Annotated in this window: 13 protein-coding genes; 9 read left to right on the top strand and 4 right to left on the bottom strand. The window is 69.0% G+C overall.

Annotation, left to right across the window (positions count from 1 at the left end):
• Position 1: 1 nt before the first annotated feature.
• The 3 genes from ACH4FH_RS28195 to panB all read right to left on the bottom strand — a co-directional run bounded on the left by ACH4FH_RS28195 (position 2) and on the right by panB (position 2,985).
• The gene (locus tag ACH4FH_RS28195) at positions 2-832 is read right to left on the bottom strand and encodes an ABC transporter permease (RefSeq protein WP_398558729.1); all 831 of its coding nucleotides are present in this window, start codon (positions 830-832) and stop codon (positions 2-4) included.
• A complete protein-coding gene (locus ACH4FH_RS28190; RefSeq protein WP_398558728.1) occupies positions 829-1,866 on the bottom strand; it encodes an ATP-binding cassette domain-containing protein in 1,038 nt (345 codons plus the stop codon). Before ACH4FH_RS28190 ends, ACH4FH_RS28195 begins: the two co-directional genes overlap by 4 nt.
• Before the next feature lie 213 nt (positions 1,867-2,079).
• A complete protein-coding gene (gene panB / locus ACH4FH_RS28185) occupies positions 2,080-2,985 on the bottom strand; it encodes a 3-methyl-2-oxobutanoate hydroxymethyltransferase (RefSeq protein WP_398558727.1) in 906 nt (301 codons plus the stop codon).
• A gap of 153 nt (positions 2,986-3,138) precedes the next feature.
• Between panB and ACH4FH_RS28180 the strand changes: the two genes are divergently transcribed.
• From ACH4FH_RS28180 to ACH4FH_RS28165, 4 genes are all read left to right on the top strand, one after another.
• Positions 3,139-4,749, top strand: a complete 1,611-nt coding sequence (locus tag ACH4FH_RS28180; protein WP_398558726.1) for an MFS transporter — start codon at positions 3,139-3,141, stop codon at positions 4,747-4,749.
• Positions 4,746-5,408: a TetR/AcrR family transcriptional regulator gene (locus ACH4FH_RS28175; RefSeq protein ID WP_398558725.1), complete on the top strand. Its 663-nt coding sequence runs from the start codon at positions 4,746-4,748 to the stop codon at positions 5,406-5,408. Before ACH4FH_RS28180 ends, ACH4FH_RS28175 begins: the two co-directional genes overlap by 4 nt.
• Before the next feature lie 359 nt (positions 5,409-5,767).
• Entirely contained in the window at positions 5,768-6,688 is a 921-nt protein-coding gene (locus tag ACH4FH_RS28170) for an endonuclease/exonuclease/phosphatase family protein (protein WP_398558802.1), read from the top strand.
• Between the two features lie 214 nt (positions 6,689-6,902).
• A complete protein-coding gene (locus ACH4FH_RS28165; protein WP_398558724.1) occupies positions 6,903-8,147 on the top strand; it encodes an MFS transporter in 1,245 nt (414 codons plus the stop codon).
• Positions 8,148-8,242: 95 nt separating this feature from the next.
• On the opposite strand, the gene ACH4FH_RS28160 is transcribed toward ACH4FH_RS28165, so the two are convergent.
• Complete coding sequence (locus tag ACH4FH_RS28160) at positions 8,243-9,997, bottom strand: NAD+ synthase (protein ID WP_398558723.1); 1,755 nt, start codon at positions 9,995-9,997, stop codon at positions 8,243-8,245.
• A 316-nt stretch (positions 9,998-10,313) separates the two neighbouring features.
• On the opposite strand from ACH4FH_RS28160, the gene ACH4FH_RS28155 reads away from it, so the two are divergent.
• The 5 genes from ACH4FH_RS28155 (at position 10,314) to ACH4FH_RS28135 (ending at position 15,531) form a co-directional block, all read left to right on the top strand.
• Complete coding sequence (locus ACH4FH_RS28155; RefSeq protein ID WP_393892146.1) at positions 10,314-11,675, top strand: glutamine synthetase family protein; 1,362 nt, start codon at positions 10,314-10,316, stop codon at positions 11,673-11,675.
• A 363-nt stretch (positions 11,676-12,038) separates the two neighbouring features.
• Positions 12,039-12,329, top strand: a complete 291-nt coding sequence (locus ACH4FH_RS28150) for a WXG100 family type VII secretion target (RefSeq protein ID WP_398558722.1) — start codon at positions 12,039-12,041, stop codon at positions 12,327-12,329.
• Between the two features lie 74 nt (positions 12,330-12,403).
• Positions 12,404-13,633, top strand: coding sequence for a putative T7SS-secreted protein (locus ACH4FH_RS28145; RefSeq protein ID WP_398558721.1), 1,230 nt, complete (start codon positions 12,404-12,406; stop codon positions 13,631-13,633).
• A gap of 19 nt (positions 13,634-13,652) precedes the next feature.
• Complete coding sequence (locus ACH4FH_RS28140; protein WP_398558720.1) at positions 13,653-14,816, top strand: hypothetical protein; 1,164 nt, start codon at positions 13,653-13,655, stop codon at positions 14,814-14,816.
• An 88-nt stretch (positions 14,817-14,904) separates the two neighbouring features.
• Positions 14,905-15,531, top strand: coding sequence for a hypothetical protein (locus ACH4FH_RS28135; protein ID WP_398558719.1), 627 nt, complete (start codon positions 14,905-14,907; stop codon positions 15,529-15,531).
• Positions 15,532-15,737: the final 206 nt, after the last annotated feature.

Raw genomic sequence — 15,737 nt, 5'->3', positions numbered from 1 at the left:
CTCAGGTCTTGTTGCGGAACTTCGCGACCGCCAGCGGCATGGTCACGGCCGTGATGGCGACCGCCCAGCCGAGGGTGACCAGGGTGGGATGGGCGACCGCCCCCTGTCCGTTGATCAGGGCGCGCGCCGCGTCGGCCAGGTTGGAGAGCGGGTTGACCGTGGTGAAGCCCTCCAGCCAGCCGGGCATCGACTTCGTCGGCGCGAAGATCGACGAGCCGAACTGGAGCGGCATCAGCACCAGCATCGCCACGCCCTGCACGGCCTGCGGGGTCTTCATGGCGAGCCCCAGCAGGATGAAGATCCACATCAGGGCGGCGCCGAAGGCCGTGGACAGCACGATCGCGCCCAGGAATTCGAGGATGCCGCCCTTGACCTCCAGGCCGAGCAGGAACCCCATGCCGAGCAGGATCGCGGTGGCGATCAGCATCCGGCCGACCTCGACGACGATCTTGGCGATCAGGACCGAGGACCGGGCGATGGGCATGGTCCGGAAACGGTCCATGACGCCCTTGCGGAAGTCCTCGTTGACGCCCGTGCCCACCGCCATGGCGATGTTCATGCCCATCATCGCCATCATGCCGGGCACCAGATACTGCACGTAGTCCTGCTGGTTGCCCTTGCCTGCGATGGCGCCGCCGAAGACGTAGACGAACAGCAGGATGAAGATGACCGGCATCAGCAGGGCGTCGAACATCGACTCCGGGTCCTGCTTGATCTGGAGGGCGTTGCGCCGCACCAGCGCGCCGATGTGCCGCAGGTTGGCGCGGACGCCGATCCGGCCCTCGTCGGCGCCCGGCTTGATCCGTGGCGCCGTCATCGTTGCGGCACTCATGCCGATACCTCCGCGTACTGCTGGTCGTGGGTGTCGCCGGCGTCGGTGCCGGCCTCGGACTCGGAGGTCTTCTGGCCGGTGATGGCCAGGAACACCTCGTCCAGGCTGGGCAGATGGGTGCTGATCCCGGCGAGCTGGAAGTCCCGCTGTCCGAGCACGTTGACCACGGCGGTCAGCTGTTCGTCGCTGATGATCGGTACGTTGACCACACCCCCGTCGTGGTCAGCGGTGGCGCCCGCGATGCCGTCCAGGCCGGACTGCGCGATGGCGCCGACCATCCGGTCCAGCTCGCCGGCGTCCGTCGGCCGGATCTGCAGGGTGCGGCCGCCGACCTTGGCCTTGAGCTCGTCGACCTTGCCCTCGGCGATCACCCGGCCGCGGTCGATGACCGTCAGCTCGTTCGCCAACTGCTCGGCCTCTTCCATGTACTGGGTGGTGAGCAGGACCGTCGCGCCTTCGCGGACCATCCGCTGGACCTCTTCCCACACCTCGTTGCGGGTGCGCGGGTCCAGCCCGGTGGTGGGCTCGTCCAGATACAGCACCGCCGGCTGCCCGATCATCGAGGCGGCCAGGTCCAGCCGGCGGCGCATACCGCCGCTGTACTTGGCGGCGGGCCGCTTGGCGGCTTCGGTCAGGGAGAACCGCTCCAGCATCTCGTCCGCGCGCCGGCGGGCGTCCTTGCGGGACAGATCGAGCAGCCGCCCGATCATGTAGAGGTTCTCCCAGCCGGAGAGCTTCTCGTCGACCGAGGCGTACTGCCCGGTCAGGCCGATCGTGCGGCGCAGCGCGCGGGGCTGGCGCACCACGTCGTAGCCGGCCACGAAGGCGCTTCCGGCGTCCGGGACCAGCAGGGTGGAAAGGCAGCGTACGAGCGTGGTCTTGCCGGCGCCGTTGGGGCCGAGCACACCGAGCACGGTGCCTTCCCGCACGTCCAGGTCCACTCCGTCGACGGCCTTGACCTCGCCGAAGTGCTTGACCAGACCGCGCACCTCCACGGCGTTGCCGCCCTTGGTGGTTATCGTCTTTCGCGTCATGCCGCCAAAGATGACAGCTGCCACTGACAACGCACCGACAGGCCGCCGACAGAGCGCCGACACCGGCGCCAGGAGCGCGCCGGGAACGCACTTTCGGAAAACGGGTCGAACCGCGCGAACGGCGGCCGGAACGATGCGTTCCGGCCGCCGTCCGGGGCCTGGACCCCGGGGGGACAGGGCCCAGGCGTCAGGGGGCGGGCGTTCGGCTCCCGCCTAGTGGAAGGTGTGCTCCTCGGCCGGGAAGGTGCCGCCGACGACATCCTCCGCGAACGCCTTGGCCGCGCCGCCCAGCAGCTCCCGCAGCTGGAGGTACTGCTTGACGAAGCGCGGCACCCGGCCCGCGGTGATCCCGGCCATGTCGGTCCACACCAGCACCTGCGCGTCGCAGTCCAGGCCCGCGCCGATGCCGACGGTCGGGATGTACAGCGAGCGGGTCACCTCGGCGGCCAGCTCGGCCGGTACGGCCTCCAGGACGACGGCGAACGCCCCGGCGTCCTGGACCGCCTTGGCGTCCCGCAGCAGTTGCTGGGCGGCCTCCTCGCCGCGGCCCTGTACCGGGTAGCCGCCGTAGGCGTTGACGGACTGCGGGGTCAGGCCGACATGCGCCATCACCGGGATGCCGGACGACACCAGCAGCTCCACCTGGTGCGCGGAGCGCTCGCCGCCCTCCAGCTTGACGGCGCCCACACCGGCTTCCTTGACCAGTCGGGTGGCGTTGCGCAGTGCCTGGACCGGGCCTTCCTGGTACGCGCCGAACGGCAGGTCGCCGACGACCAGGGTGCGCTTGGTACCCCGTACGACGGCGGCGGAGAGGAGGGTGATCTCGTCCATCGTGACCGGCACGGTGGACTCGTAGCCGAGGTGACAGTTGCCCATCGAGTCGCCGACGAGCAGGACGGGGATCCCCGCCTCGTCGAAGACGGAGGCGGTCATGGCGTCATAGGCGGTGAGCATCGGCCACTTCTCGCCGCGCTGCTTGGCCGCCGCGATGTCACGGACGGTGATGCGGCGCGAGCCCTTACCGCCGTACAGCGACTTGCTGCTGTCGGAGGGGGGCTTCGGCGCGGACCCGGAGGAAGACCCCTCGGCCGGCTTCTGGGCAGGCGAAAGCTGCGTCATGGTGACGGCTCCTCTTCATCATCTCGAGGCGCCCTGACGGCGTCCCCGGACTCGCTTCCATGCTGGCACGCGACGCGCACAAGGGAAAGGGGCCGTGGACCGGGTATTCAACGATACGGAACGGTCCCGTATCGAAAAGGGTAGAGTGGTGTCATGGCCACCACCACGCCGGGCGAAACCGCCCACCGCGTCCCCGACCACGTCCACCGCCGCCGCTGGGCGATCCTCACCGTTCTCATGCTCAGCCTGCTCATCGTGGTGCTGGACAACTCCATCCTCAACGTCGCCATGAAGACGATCGCCACCCCGGCCCCCGCCGGTCTGGGCGCCACCCAGAGCGAGCTGGAGTGGGCGATCAACTCCTACACGCTCGTCTTCGCCGGACTGCTCTTCACCTCCGGGCTCCTCGGCGACCGCCTGGGGCGCAAGAAGGTGCTGCTGTTCGGCCTGGCGGTCTTCGGCGCGGGGTCGGTGCTCGCCGCGGTCGCCGGCTCGCCCGCCGAGCTCATCGCCTTCCGCGCCGTGATGGGCCTGGGCGGCGCCTTCGTCATGCCCGCCACCCTCGCCATCTTGATGAACGTCTTCGAGCGGGACGAGCAGCCCAAGGCCATCGGCATCTGGGCCGGCGGTGTGGGCCTCGCCATAGCCATCGGCCCGATCGCCGGCGGGCTGCTGCTCGACCACTTCTGGTGGGGCTCGGTCTTCCTCGTCAACGTCCCGATCGTGCTGATCGCGCTGGTCGCGATGGTCTTCCTGGTGCCCGACTCCAGGGACCCCCGTCCGGGCCGTCTCGACCCGGTGGGCGTCCTGCTGTCGGTCGTCGGGCTGGTGCTGCTGGTCTACGGGATCATCAGGGGCGGCCAGCTCGCCGACTTCACCGACCCGCAGGTGCTCGCGGCGGCCCTGGGCGGCCTCGCCGTGCTGACCGGCTTCGTCCTGCACCAGAAGCACAGCGATCACCCGTCCATCGACATCAGCTACTTCCGCAAGCCCGCCTTCTCGGCGGCCGTCGCCGCCATAGCGCTGGTCTTCTTCGCGCTGATGGGGGTCACGTTCTTCATCGTGTTCTACGTCCAGAGCGTGCGGGGCTACACCCCGCTCCAGGCCGGGCTGCTGATCCTGCCGCTGGCGGCCGCCCAGATGATCTTCTCGCCACGGGCCCGGCACGTCGTGGACCGCTTCGGCGCCCGCGTCGTGTGCACCGTCGGCATGCTGCTGGTCGCCGTCACCATGACCGGCATGCTGCTGCTCGACACCGACTCGCCCATGTGGGTGCTGGAGGTGCTGTTCTTCGTCCAGGGCACCGGCATGGCGCACATCATGCCGCCGGTTACCGTCTCGATCATGCAGTCCCTGCCCCGGGAGAAGGCCGGCTCCGGCTCCGCCCTGAACAACACCTTCCGGCAGGTCGGCGGCACCCTCGGTGTGGCCGTCCTCGGCTCGCTGCTGTCCACCACCTACCGGAACGGCATCCAGGGCACGCTCGACACCCTGCCCGGCGTCCCCGCCGCCGCCCGGCACGCCGCCGGCGAGTCCATCGAGGCGACCCTCGGCCTCGCCGACCGCCTGGGCCCGGCCGGACGGGAACTGGTCGGCGCCGCCCGCGACGCCTTCGTGCACGCCATGCACGTCACCGCCCTCGGCTCCGCCGCTACCGCCCTGGTCGGCGCCGTGGTGGTCGCGGCGTTCCTGCCCGGCAAAATGGGCACGGCGCCGCGTGCGGCGGAGCCGCGGGAAGAGCGAAAGGCGGGCGCACGACAATGAGCCGGGCGGCGGAAGACTCCGAGGCGGCGACAGCCGACGCGCGACCGGGGCCGGTGGCCCCCGAGCGCCGCGGCAGACCGCGCAGCGCCGCGGCCGACACCGCCATCATCGAGGCCGTGCTGCGCCTGATCGAGAACGGCGCGTCCATCGGCGAGCTGTCGATGGAGGGCATCGCCCGCGAGGCCGGTGTGGGCAAGGCCACCGTCTACCGCCGCTGGCCGGGCAAGAGCGCCCTGCTGCTCGACGTCATGCGGTCGATGGATGCGCCGAACCCGCCGCCGGCCGGTCTGTCCGTACGCGAGGACCTGATCTCGCTGCTGGAGTTCCTGCGCCGGCGCGGACTGGCCAAGCGCAACTCCGCGCTGCTGCGCACCATCGTCAGCCATGTGCAGGCCCAGCCGGAGTTGTGGGCCGAGTACCACGAGACGGTCGTACGGGCCCGCCACGAGGCACTGCTCGCCGTCCTCCGGCGCGGCATGGCGAACGGCGAGATCCGCACCGACCACGACATCGAGACGGTCGCCGACCTCTTCGTCGGCCCGATGCTGGCCCGCGCCGTCCTGCACGAGTGGAAGGAACTGCCCGACGGCCTCGCCGAGGACATCGTCGACATGGTGCTGGAGGGCGTACGTCCCGAGCCGCCCGCCGTGGCCGGCTGACGGCCGCCGGCGCGTGCGGTGTTGACGCCCCGGCAGGCCCCGGCACCCGCTGCCGAAGGCCCCCCGGGCGACGCCGCGGGCGCGTGGGACATGACGGGACCGTGCCCGTTCTGTCACAGCCGCCCTCCTGGCCCCGCGGGCCGGAACCCGGACCCGCCGCCCCACCGTCCTCACTTCTAAGAAAGAGCGTTACGGACCATCGCCTAGGGTCGAAGACCACAGGTGAGGCACACCGGAGCAAGGCAGTGAGGACAGCGGAAATGGCGCAGGCATACATGACGGAGCCGGGGCAGGGCCAGGAGCCCGATCGGACCGGTTCCCGCGTCGGACGCCTGTTGAACTGGTGGCGTCCGGAAGGGATGTGGCGGCGCGGCGTCGTGCTCGCGGTGCTCGCCGTGCTGCTCGGGCTGCTGATGGTGCTGCATGCCAAGATCCCCAACGCCGTGGGGAACATGGGCAGTCTGCTGGAGACCTTCCTGCCGTGGCTGGGCCTGGGCGTGCCGGTGCTGCTGATCGCCGCGCTGCTGCGGCGCTCGGCGACCGCGCTCGTCGCCCTGCTGCTGCCGGTCGTCGCCTGGGTCAATCTCTTCGGCGGACTCCTCACCGACAAGTCGGGTACCGGCGGCAACCTCACCGTCGCCACGCACAACGTCGACGCCGGCAACGCAGACCCGACGGCCACCGCGCGGGACATCGCGGCGTCCGGCGCCGACGTGGTGGCCCTGGAGGAGCTGACCCCCGCCGCCTTGCCCACCTACCGGCGGGAGCTGGCCAAGACCTTCCGCTATCACGCGGTGGAGGGCACCGTCGGCCTCTGGAGCAAGCGCCCGCTGTCCGACGCCGCGCCGGTGGATATCAAGATGGGCTGGACCCGGGCGCTGCGCGCCACCGTCACCGCGGCCGACGGCCAACAGTTCGCCGTCTACGTCGCGCATCTGCCGTCGGTCCGGGTCAAGGTCGAGGCGGGCTTCACCGCCAACCAGCGCGACGGCAGCGCCCGGGCGCTGGGCGAGGCGATCGCCGCCGACCCGGTGCCCAAGGTGATGCTGCTCGGCGACCTCAACGGCACCATGAACGACCGGTCGCTCGCCCCGGTCACCTCGCAGATGCGCTCCGCGCAGGGCGCCGCGGGCGACGGGTTCGGCTTCAGCTGGCCCGCCGGGTTCGCGATGGCCAGGATCGACCAGATCATGATGAAGGGGATGGACCCGGTGGCGGCGTGGACGATGCCGGCCACGGGCAGCGATCACCTCCCGATCGCGGCGTCGGTCAAGGTCTGACCCGGGCGGCGAAGGGCCCCGCTGCCGCGGACGGGTTAGGCGTGTGCCGCGGGGCCGGGAAGCGGTTACGGGGCGGTACGACGTCGGCTCGTAACGTCCCGTTCTCGGGATGGAATACTTGGGCTGAGAGACTTTGTTCCGCTAGAGAACTTACTGTCCTCCCGGCCGCATGCCCGACCGTGCGCGCTTCCCCTCGTCCCTGGAAAGGTTTTCCATGCCCTTGGCTCTGCTCGCTCTCGCGATCTCGGCCTTCGGTATCGGCACCACGGAATTCGTGATGATGGGCCTGCTGCCCAACGTCGCGGAGGATCTGGGCACCTCCGTGCCCACCGCCGGCTACCTCGTCTCCGCCTACGCCCTCGGCGTCGTCATAGGCGCCCCGCTCCTGACCGCCCTCGGCTCCCGCATCCCGCGCAAACGGATGCTCGTCCTGCTGATGGCGGTCTTCACGGTCGGCAACCTCGCCTCCGCCCTGGCCCCCGGCTTCGGCACGCTGATCGCCGGCCGGCTGCTGGCCGGACTCCCGCACGGCGCGTTCTTCGGCGTCGGCGCGGTGGTCGCCGCCCGGCTGGTGCGCGAGGGCCGGCAGGCCCGCGCGGTCGCCACGATGTTCCTCGGCCTGACCGTCGCCAACATCGTCGGGGTGCCCGCCGCGACGCTGCTCGGCCAGCACCTCGGCTGGCGCGCGACCTTCCTCGTCGTGGCCGCCATCGGGCTCGTCGCGATGGCCGCCCTGGCCAAGCTGATCCCGCCGCTGCCGGCCGACGAGCGCACCGGCCTGGGCCGGGAACTGCGCGCCCTGGGCAACCGCCAGGTGCTGCTCGGCCTGCTCACCACCGTCTTCGGCTTCGCCGGGATCTTCGCCGTCTACAGCTATCTCGCGTCGATGATGACCGAGGTCACCGGCTTCTCCGAGACCTCGGTGACGCTCGTGCTCGCCCTCTTCGGCATCGGCATGACGCTGGGCGCGCTCGTCGCGGGCCCGCTGACCGACCGGGCGCTGCGGCCCACCCTGTACGGGTCGCTGGCGGCGCTCACCGTCATCCTGGCCGTCTTCCACTTCACCGCCGAGGTGAAGTGGGCGGCCCTGGTCAGCGTCGTCCTCATCGGCGCCGTCGGCTTCATGACCACGACCCCGCTGCAGATGCTGGTCATGAACAAGGCCCAGCAGGCGCCGACCCTGGCGGCCGCCTCCAACCAGTCCGCCTTCAACCTCGCCAACGCGGGCGGGGCCTGGGTCGGCGGCCTTGCCCTGACGGCGGGCTGGGGCTGGACCTCACCGACGCTGGTCGGCGCGGTCCTCGCGGGCGTCGGCCTGATCGTCGCCGTCACGGCCGGTCTCCTGGACCGCGGAGCCCGGGACTCCTCCCGGATCGTCGCCCGCAGCGCGAAGGCGGACGCCGACACGGGAGCCGGGGAGCACACCGAGTCCGCGGTGGCGTCGAAGACCCTCGGCTGAACCGAAGGCGGTGCGCCGGCCTGGACACCACAGGGGCGCCGTGGCCCGCGGGCCACGGCGCCCCTTGTCGTGCCGCTACCCGGCAGGGCTCCCGGTCAGGAGCCCTCGCGCCAACGGTTGGTGATCGGCAGCCGGCGGTCCTTGCCGAAGCCCTTGGCGGAGATCTTGGTGCCCGGCGGGTACTGCCGCCGCTTGTACTCGGCGTGGTCGACCATCCGCAGCACCCGGGTCACCAGCTCCTCGTCGAAGCCCTGCGCCACGATCTCCGCATGGCCCCGGTCGCGGTCGACATACAGCTCCAGAACGCGGTCCAGGACGTCGTAGTCCGGCAGCGAATCGGTGTCGACCTGGCCGGGGCGCAGCTCCGCGCTGGGTGGCTTGGTGAGGGTGTTCTCCGGGATCGGCGGGGTCTCGCCGCGCTCGGCGGCGGCCTGGTTGCGCCAGTGGGCCAGCTGGTAGACCACCGTTTTGTAGACGTCCTTGATCGGTCCGTACGCGCCCACCGAGTCGCCGTAGAGCGTCGAATAACCGCACGCCAGCTCGGACTTGTTGCCCGGTGCCAGCACCAGGTGACCCTCCTGGTTGGAGATCGCCATCAGCGTCGTCCCGCGCAGCCGCGACTGCAGGTTCTCCTCGGCGAGCCCGGTCAGCCGCAGCGCGTCCATGTAGGAGTCGAACATGGGAGCGATGGGTACGGTGCGCAGCGACAGGCCGGTGCGGCGCGCCAGTTCGGCCGCGTCGGTGAGCGAGTGCTCCGAGGAGTAGCGCGAGGGCATCGCGACGGCGTGCACATGCCCCGCGCCCAGCGCGTCACAGGCGATCGTGGCGACCAGCGCGGAGTCGATCCCGCCGGACAGCCCCAGGACCACACTGTGGAAACCGTTCTTGGCGACATAGGCACGCAGCCCCACGACCAGCGCCGTGTAGATCTCCTCCAGTGCCGTCAGCCGTTCCGCCTGGCCGCCGGGCGTCTCGGGCGGGTAGGCCGGCAGCGGGTCGGCGGACAGTACGACGTGTTCGACGCGCAGCCCGTCGTCCAGCACGCCCGACAACGGCTCGTCGGCAGCGGCCGGCAGCTCCAGGTCGACCAGGACGCAGCCCTCGGCGAACTGCGGAGCCCGCGCGATCACCCCGCCGTCCTTGTCGACGACGATCGAGTCGCCGTCGAAGACCAGCTCGTCCTGCCCGCCGATCATCGCCAGGTAGGCCGTGGTGCAGCCGGCCTCCCGGGCCCGCTTGCGCACCAGTTCCAGGCGGGTGTCGTCCTTGTCCCGCTCGTACGGCGAGGCGTTGACGGACACCAGCAGTCCGGCGCCCGCGCTGCGCGTGGCGGGCACCCGGCCGCCCTCCTGCCAGAGGTCTTCGCAGATGGCCAGCGCGACATCGATGCCGTGCACCCGCACGACGGGCAGGGTGTCGCCGGGCACGAAGTAGCGGAACTCGTCGAAGACGCCGTAGTTGGGCAGATGGTGCTTGCCGAAGGTCAGCGCCACCTCGCCGCCGTGCAGTACGGCGGCGGCGTTCTGCGGCGAGCCCGCGGGGAGTCCGTAGCGCGGCCGGTCCTGCGCGCAGCGGTCGAGGTAGCCCACGATCACCGGGAGGTCGCCCAGGCCCTCGTCGGCCAGGCGGCCGGCCAGCGCGTGCAGCGCGGCGCGGCTCGCCTCGACGAACGACGAGCGCAGCGCGAGGTCCTCGACGGGGTAGCCGGTCAGTGCCATCTCGGGGAACGCGACGAGGTGTGCGCCCTGGTCGGCGGCGTGCCGGGTCCGGTGCACGATCGTCTCGGCGTTCCCGGCGATGTCGCCGACGCAGGAATCGATCTGATGGAGGGCGAGACGAAGTTGAGGCACCTCGTCAGTCTAATCGTCTTTCTGACGCAATGGGGGTCTTGGAGGTGACCGGCGAGTGTCGCGGCGGCCCGGTGGGCGGCTCCCGCGAGGCGCCGGCCCTCGCTCGGAAGTGCGCCGAGCCCCCCGATTGCCACCCCCGGTCGCGCTGAACGCGCGTCGGGCGGGAAGGATCGGTTCGGGGGTAACGGCCCGGCGGTTCTGCATCAGGCCAAGGGTGCGTAATGTGACGGTAACCCCCTCACGTGATACTGGTGTGCCACGCCGCGTTTGCCCACGAGCGTGGACAGGCCGATTGACCTGCAAGGATTGGTGACCCATGGACAAGCAGCAGGAGTTTGTGCTCCGAACGCTCGAGGAGCGCGATATCCGCTTCGTACGGCTGTGGTTCACCGACGTACTCGGGTTCCTCAAGTCCGTGGCGGTGGCCCCGGCGGAGCTGGAGCAGGCCTTCGACGAAGGCATCGGGTTCGACGGCTCCGCCATCGAGGGCTTCGCCCGTGTGTACGAGTCCGACATGATCGCGAAGCCGGACCCCGGAACCTTCCAGATCCTGCCGTGGCGGGCCGAGGCACCCGGCACCGCCCGGATGTTCTGCGACATCCTGATGCCGGACGGCTCCCCGTCGTACGCCGACCCGCGCTACGTGCTCAAGCGCATCCTGGCCAAGACCTCCGACCTCGGGTTCACCTTCTACACCCACCCCGAGATCGAGTTCTTCCTGCTCAAGGACAAGCCCGTCGACGGTCAGCGGCCGACGCCCGGCGACTCCTCCGGCTACTTCGACCACACCCCGCAGAACGTCGGCATGGACTTCCGCCGGCAGGCCATCACGATGCTGGAGTCGATGGGCATCTCGGTGGAGTTCAGCCACCACGAGGGCGCGCCCGGCCAGCAGGAGATCGACCTGCGCTACGCCGACGCGCTCTCCACCGCCGACAACATCATGACCTTCCGGCTCGTGATGAAGCAGGTCGCGCTGGAGCAGGGCGTGCAGGCCACGTTCATGCCCAAGCCGTTCTCGGAGTTCCCCGGCTCCGGCATGCACACCCACCTCTCGCTCTTCGAAGGCGACCGCAACGCCTTCCACGAGTCCGGCTCCGAGTACCAGCTCTCCAAGGTGGGCCGCTCCTTCATCGCCGGCCTCCTGCGGCACGCCGGCGAGATCTCCGCCGTCACCAACCAGTGGGTCAACTCCTACAAGCGCATCTGGGGCGGCGCCAACCGCACCGCGGGCGCCGGCGGCGAGGCCCCCTCGTACATCTGCTGGGGCCACAACAACCGCTCCGCGCTGATCCGCGTCCCGATGTACAAGCCCGGCAAGATGGGCTCGACCCGGGTCGAGGTCCGGTCGATCGACTCCGGCGCCAACCCCTACCTCACGTACGCGGTGCTGCTCGCCGCCGGCCTCAAGGGCATCGAGGAGGGCTACGAGCTCCCGGCCGGTGCCGACGACGACGTCTGGGCGCTGTCGGACTCCGAGCGCCGGGCGATGGGCATCGAGCCGCTGCCGCAGAACCTGGGCGAGGCCATCGACCTGATGGAGCGCAGCGAGCTGGTCGCCGAGACCCTCGGCGAGCACGTCTTCGACTTCTTCCTCCGCAACAAGAAGCAGGAGTGGGAGGAGTACCGCTCCGAGGTCACCGCCTTCGAGCTGCGCAAGATGCTGCCCGTGCTGTAGGGGCAGGTCACACTCGGCGCCGCCACTGAACGACGAAGGGGCCCTCGGTAATTGACCGAGGGCCCCTTCCTTTTGTCTCCCACGCGGGCCGGGTTGTCCGGCGCGTGGTCAGGGCCGGGTGCCACTCCGCTTTTGCCGGTGCCATGACCAGCACGTAGCAGGTCAAGTCTTTCAATGACATTTCCGACATGTCGCATGCCGAATTTCCTTCTATTTAAAATTCTTTGCTTCATGCAGGTATCGCATTACCCTCCCTTTGCCTCTGCGTTTTCGCTCCATTGAGCGGTTGCGATACGGTGATTCGGAGTGCCGACCGGGGATCGTCGCGCTCAAGAAACAGCCGAGCGCGGGGGGAATCGCATTATGGCGACGGACTTCAGGATCGACGTCGGGCGCGTGCAGCAGATGCTCGACAAGCTTTCGGATGCGGACGACCGCATGCGCGATGCCCAGAAGCGCCTGAACAAGGTGGGCCCCAAGACGCTGGGCACGGACGGCCTCGACGACGCGTGCGATGAATTCCAGGGGCAGTGGGGCGACGGAATCAAGCGGATCGCTGATGCCGCCAAGGATATCAACGAGAGACTGAAGGCGACGCTGGACGCCTATGAGGCGGGCGAAGAAGAGAACTCCAAGATGATGGGGAAGAAGTGACCGTCACGCTCGGAGTTCACCAGCAAGCCTGATCACGGAATTACCGCAGGGGGAAACGCATGTCCTGGCGCAGTATGTTCATCGACGACGATTCGGCCTGGCCCGGAGTCGGCTTCAATCCGGCCAAGGGAGACCTGCACGCCATCCAGGCGCTCGCTTCGGATGTGAAATCCGTGGGCGATGAATTGGAAGAACTCGACCACCTGCTCAAGTCGGTTGGCAAGGGTGACGGAGCCTGGCAGGGCGAGGCGGCGCAGAACTTCGCCAAGAAACTCGGCGAACTGCCCAAGTACCTGCGGCAGGGCACCGAGTCGATGCATGATTGCGCGAAGGCGCTGCGCGGCTGGCATACGCACCTTCAAGGGTTCCAGGACAAGGCGGGAAAGGTCGAGGCCGAGGCCGCGACGGCCCGTAAGCAGGCCGAGGCGGACAACGACCACTACAACAAGCTGTATGTGAAGTACCAGCCGATGTTCGGGCAGCCGATGGATCCGGCGAAGGCCAAAAGCATCGACCACGAGATGGAAGCTGCCCGGGACAAGGCGAACAGCGCCCAGGACAAGCTGGACGATCTCGTCCGTGAGGCGGAGCGTATCTACGCCCATTGGAAGGACCGCGCGGGCGAGGCGGAACGCGCGATTCTCAAGGCCTCGGAGAACCACCCGCCCGACATCCACTGGTGGAACCGGGCCGTCGATGGTCTGAAGAAGGGCTGGAACGACTTCAAGGACTGGCTCGTCGATCACGCGGACACGCTGTCCACCATTTCGGCGGGCCTGGCGGCCGCGGCGCTTGCCGTCAACGTCATCCCGGTCGTCGGCCAGGCCGCGTCAGCCCTGCTGGGCGGCGCCTCTGCCGTCTGTGCGGCCGGAGCCATGGCCGGTCACTGGATGGGCAACGCGCGCGGGAACGGCACGTCAGGCTGGAAGATCGCGCTGGATGCGGCGGGTGTCATCCCCGGTGTCGGCGGTGTGTTCAAGGCGGCGGGAGCCGGCTTCAAGGCAGCTGGCTCCGGGGCGAAACTGGCAACGAAGGTCGGTGGCGCCGTCAAGGGTCTGGGCAACGTCAAGGCCATCGCGCGAGAGACGCCGGGTGCCATCCGGGAGGGACTCGCCAAGCCGCTCACCATGAAGTGGGCGAACGCGGGCCTGGGAGCTGTCGGAAAGCCGCTTTCGGACGGTGCCATTCACGGCATCCAGTTGGGTCTCAAGGGCGGCTCGTTCCTCCACGGGGTAGCCCAGCACCCGGACGGGGAGGCGAAAGCCGCCTCGGGAGGCGCATTCCACCGGACGCTCGCCGCCTGAGCGACGGGAGAGCCACAGAATGTCTCAAGCGAATTCGCCCGCCGACGCCGACGCCGAGCCCACCCCCAACGCCGACGCCATGGCCGGGCCGACCGGTGGCCGGCGGCCGTCACGGTTGCGTATCGGATGGATCATGCCGGAATTCATTCGGGAACTTCCGGTGAATGTCGCCGATACCGACGAGGTGGCCGAGAGTCTTCATGCCATCGCCACTGACCTGATGCCGGAACATTCCGCGGATGATCAGCTCCGCTTTGCCTTTGGGATCGCTGCACAGCTGGAGGCGATGGCGGAGGCCGACGTCATCTATGCCGGACTGTGCTTCCTGGAGGTCGAGGGAAGGCCCACTGCTTCCACGGTCATGGTCAGCCAAGTGGAACACGACAGTGAGGACGAAGCATCTCTGTTGCGTACCACGCGCGAACTGTTGGAGCGGAAGCACCCCGAAGACGAGTACCAGGAGGTGGAGCTTCCGTGCGGGCCTGCACTCACCCGTATCGGGGGGTCCGGATTCGTGCTGGCTGCGGAATCCTCGCCAACCGGAGCGGAGGAGTTGATCCCGCAGTCCGAGATCCAGGTGTTCGTACCGCTGCCGGACACCGCAGAAATGTTGATATTCGAACTGGCTTCCCCGTCCCCGGAAGGCTGGGATCTGCACTCCGAGCTCTTTGCCGAAATACTCAAGACGATCGACTGGGGAACCGACCAGGAGATCGAGGAGTATCGCGCCATACAGCAGGCGGCTCCCCTCAGCACCGAGCCGGACGAGGTCGTCAAGCAGGAAATTTTCTGGCATTCGAGCCGGCTTATGGACGCGGCCGCACTGCGCGGGACCGTGGGCGGGGGACATCAGGTCAACTCCACCACCTGCGAGACCTGCTGGGGAAAGGGCCTGCGCTCCCCCTGTTCCGCGACGCATGCGTGGCATATCGAGAACGTTGCCCCCGCCGACCTGCAGGCGGCGCTCGCCCGGGTGTCGGCTGCCTTCGCCGCGAACGGCTGGGAGGGTGAACAGCCGGCAACGAGCACGAGCCTGCGCATGGTCGCCACTGACGGCGCGCCACCCCGGTCCTCCGGCTACGTTTTCACGACATCCGTGGACCTGGTGACACGAACCTTCACAGCGAATGTGGCATCACCGTGCACAAGGTCCACCGCCCCGGCCGATGCGGTGTTCGGCTGATGCCCGGCCGATCGACCGCTCGTGGACTTCCGCGAGAAAATCCCGGCACCAGCACTGCGTGATTCGCCCCCGACAAAGGTTCACCACCATGCAGCCCGATCTGATCACAAGCGCTTCCTCCACACTCCCCATGGGCGAACAGCTCATCGGAGCGTTCGAGGTCTGCCGCGCCATGTCCGACCTCCGGGAGGACGATGCCGACGTGCCGCCCGACCGGCGGCCGAAGGTGCTGGCCGGATCGGCGTTGCCGGGAGACAAGCGGCGCGGCTTCTTCTCCTTCCTCTTCGAATCCGCGACGCTCACCGATCCGAAACCCGGTTCGGTCAAGGCGACCGGCGACCCTGCGGCGCGAGCGAAGCGGCAGAAGAAGAACGGACGCTTCTTCGGCACCTGGGACAGCCTGGCCGGTCAATGGCTGGCGGCAGGGCAGCCGCAGTCGGACACCGGCGTCATCACGGTTTTGATGCTCACCGATTGCCGGCTGCGATTCGCCTACATCCAGAACGTCCACCGATCACAGACAGCGCCCGACGTCGAAGCAGGTGTCTGCTTCCCCCGAGCCGCCCTCGCCTGGACCCGCCGGCGCAGCAGCGGGCAGAAGGAGTTCCAATTCGGTTTCACCGACGGCTCGTGGGGAACCTTGCTGATTCCTCAGGAGAAGGAGTTTCTGACGCTGTTTCCCGGGACGTTCACGCACAAGGAGCGCATCCCGTAGGCACGCCCTGGTGGGAATGGAGCTTTACGTGCGGCGAGATGATCTTGCGAACGGCGAGTGGGCCGGCTCCGGAGCCGTCCGCGGGCCGTCGAAGTGCGCCCCGGGGTGACCCGCCGGCAACCCATGGCGAGCGCCCGACTGCTGGTCAGGGGCCTCACCGGTAGAGTCTTCTCAGGTAAGGATCACCATGCATCAATTCCTCCGTA

Origin of the sequence: Streptomyces sp. NPDC017993, assembly GCF_044328065.1 — a bacterium.
GTDB lineage: Bacteria > Actinomycetota > Actinomycetes > Streptomycetales > Streptomycetaceae > Streptomyces.
This window is presented reverse-complemented; position numbering and strand designations above follow the sequence as displayed.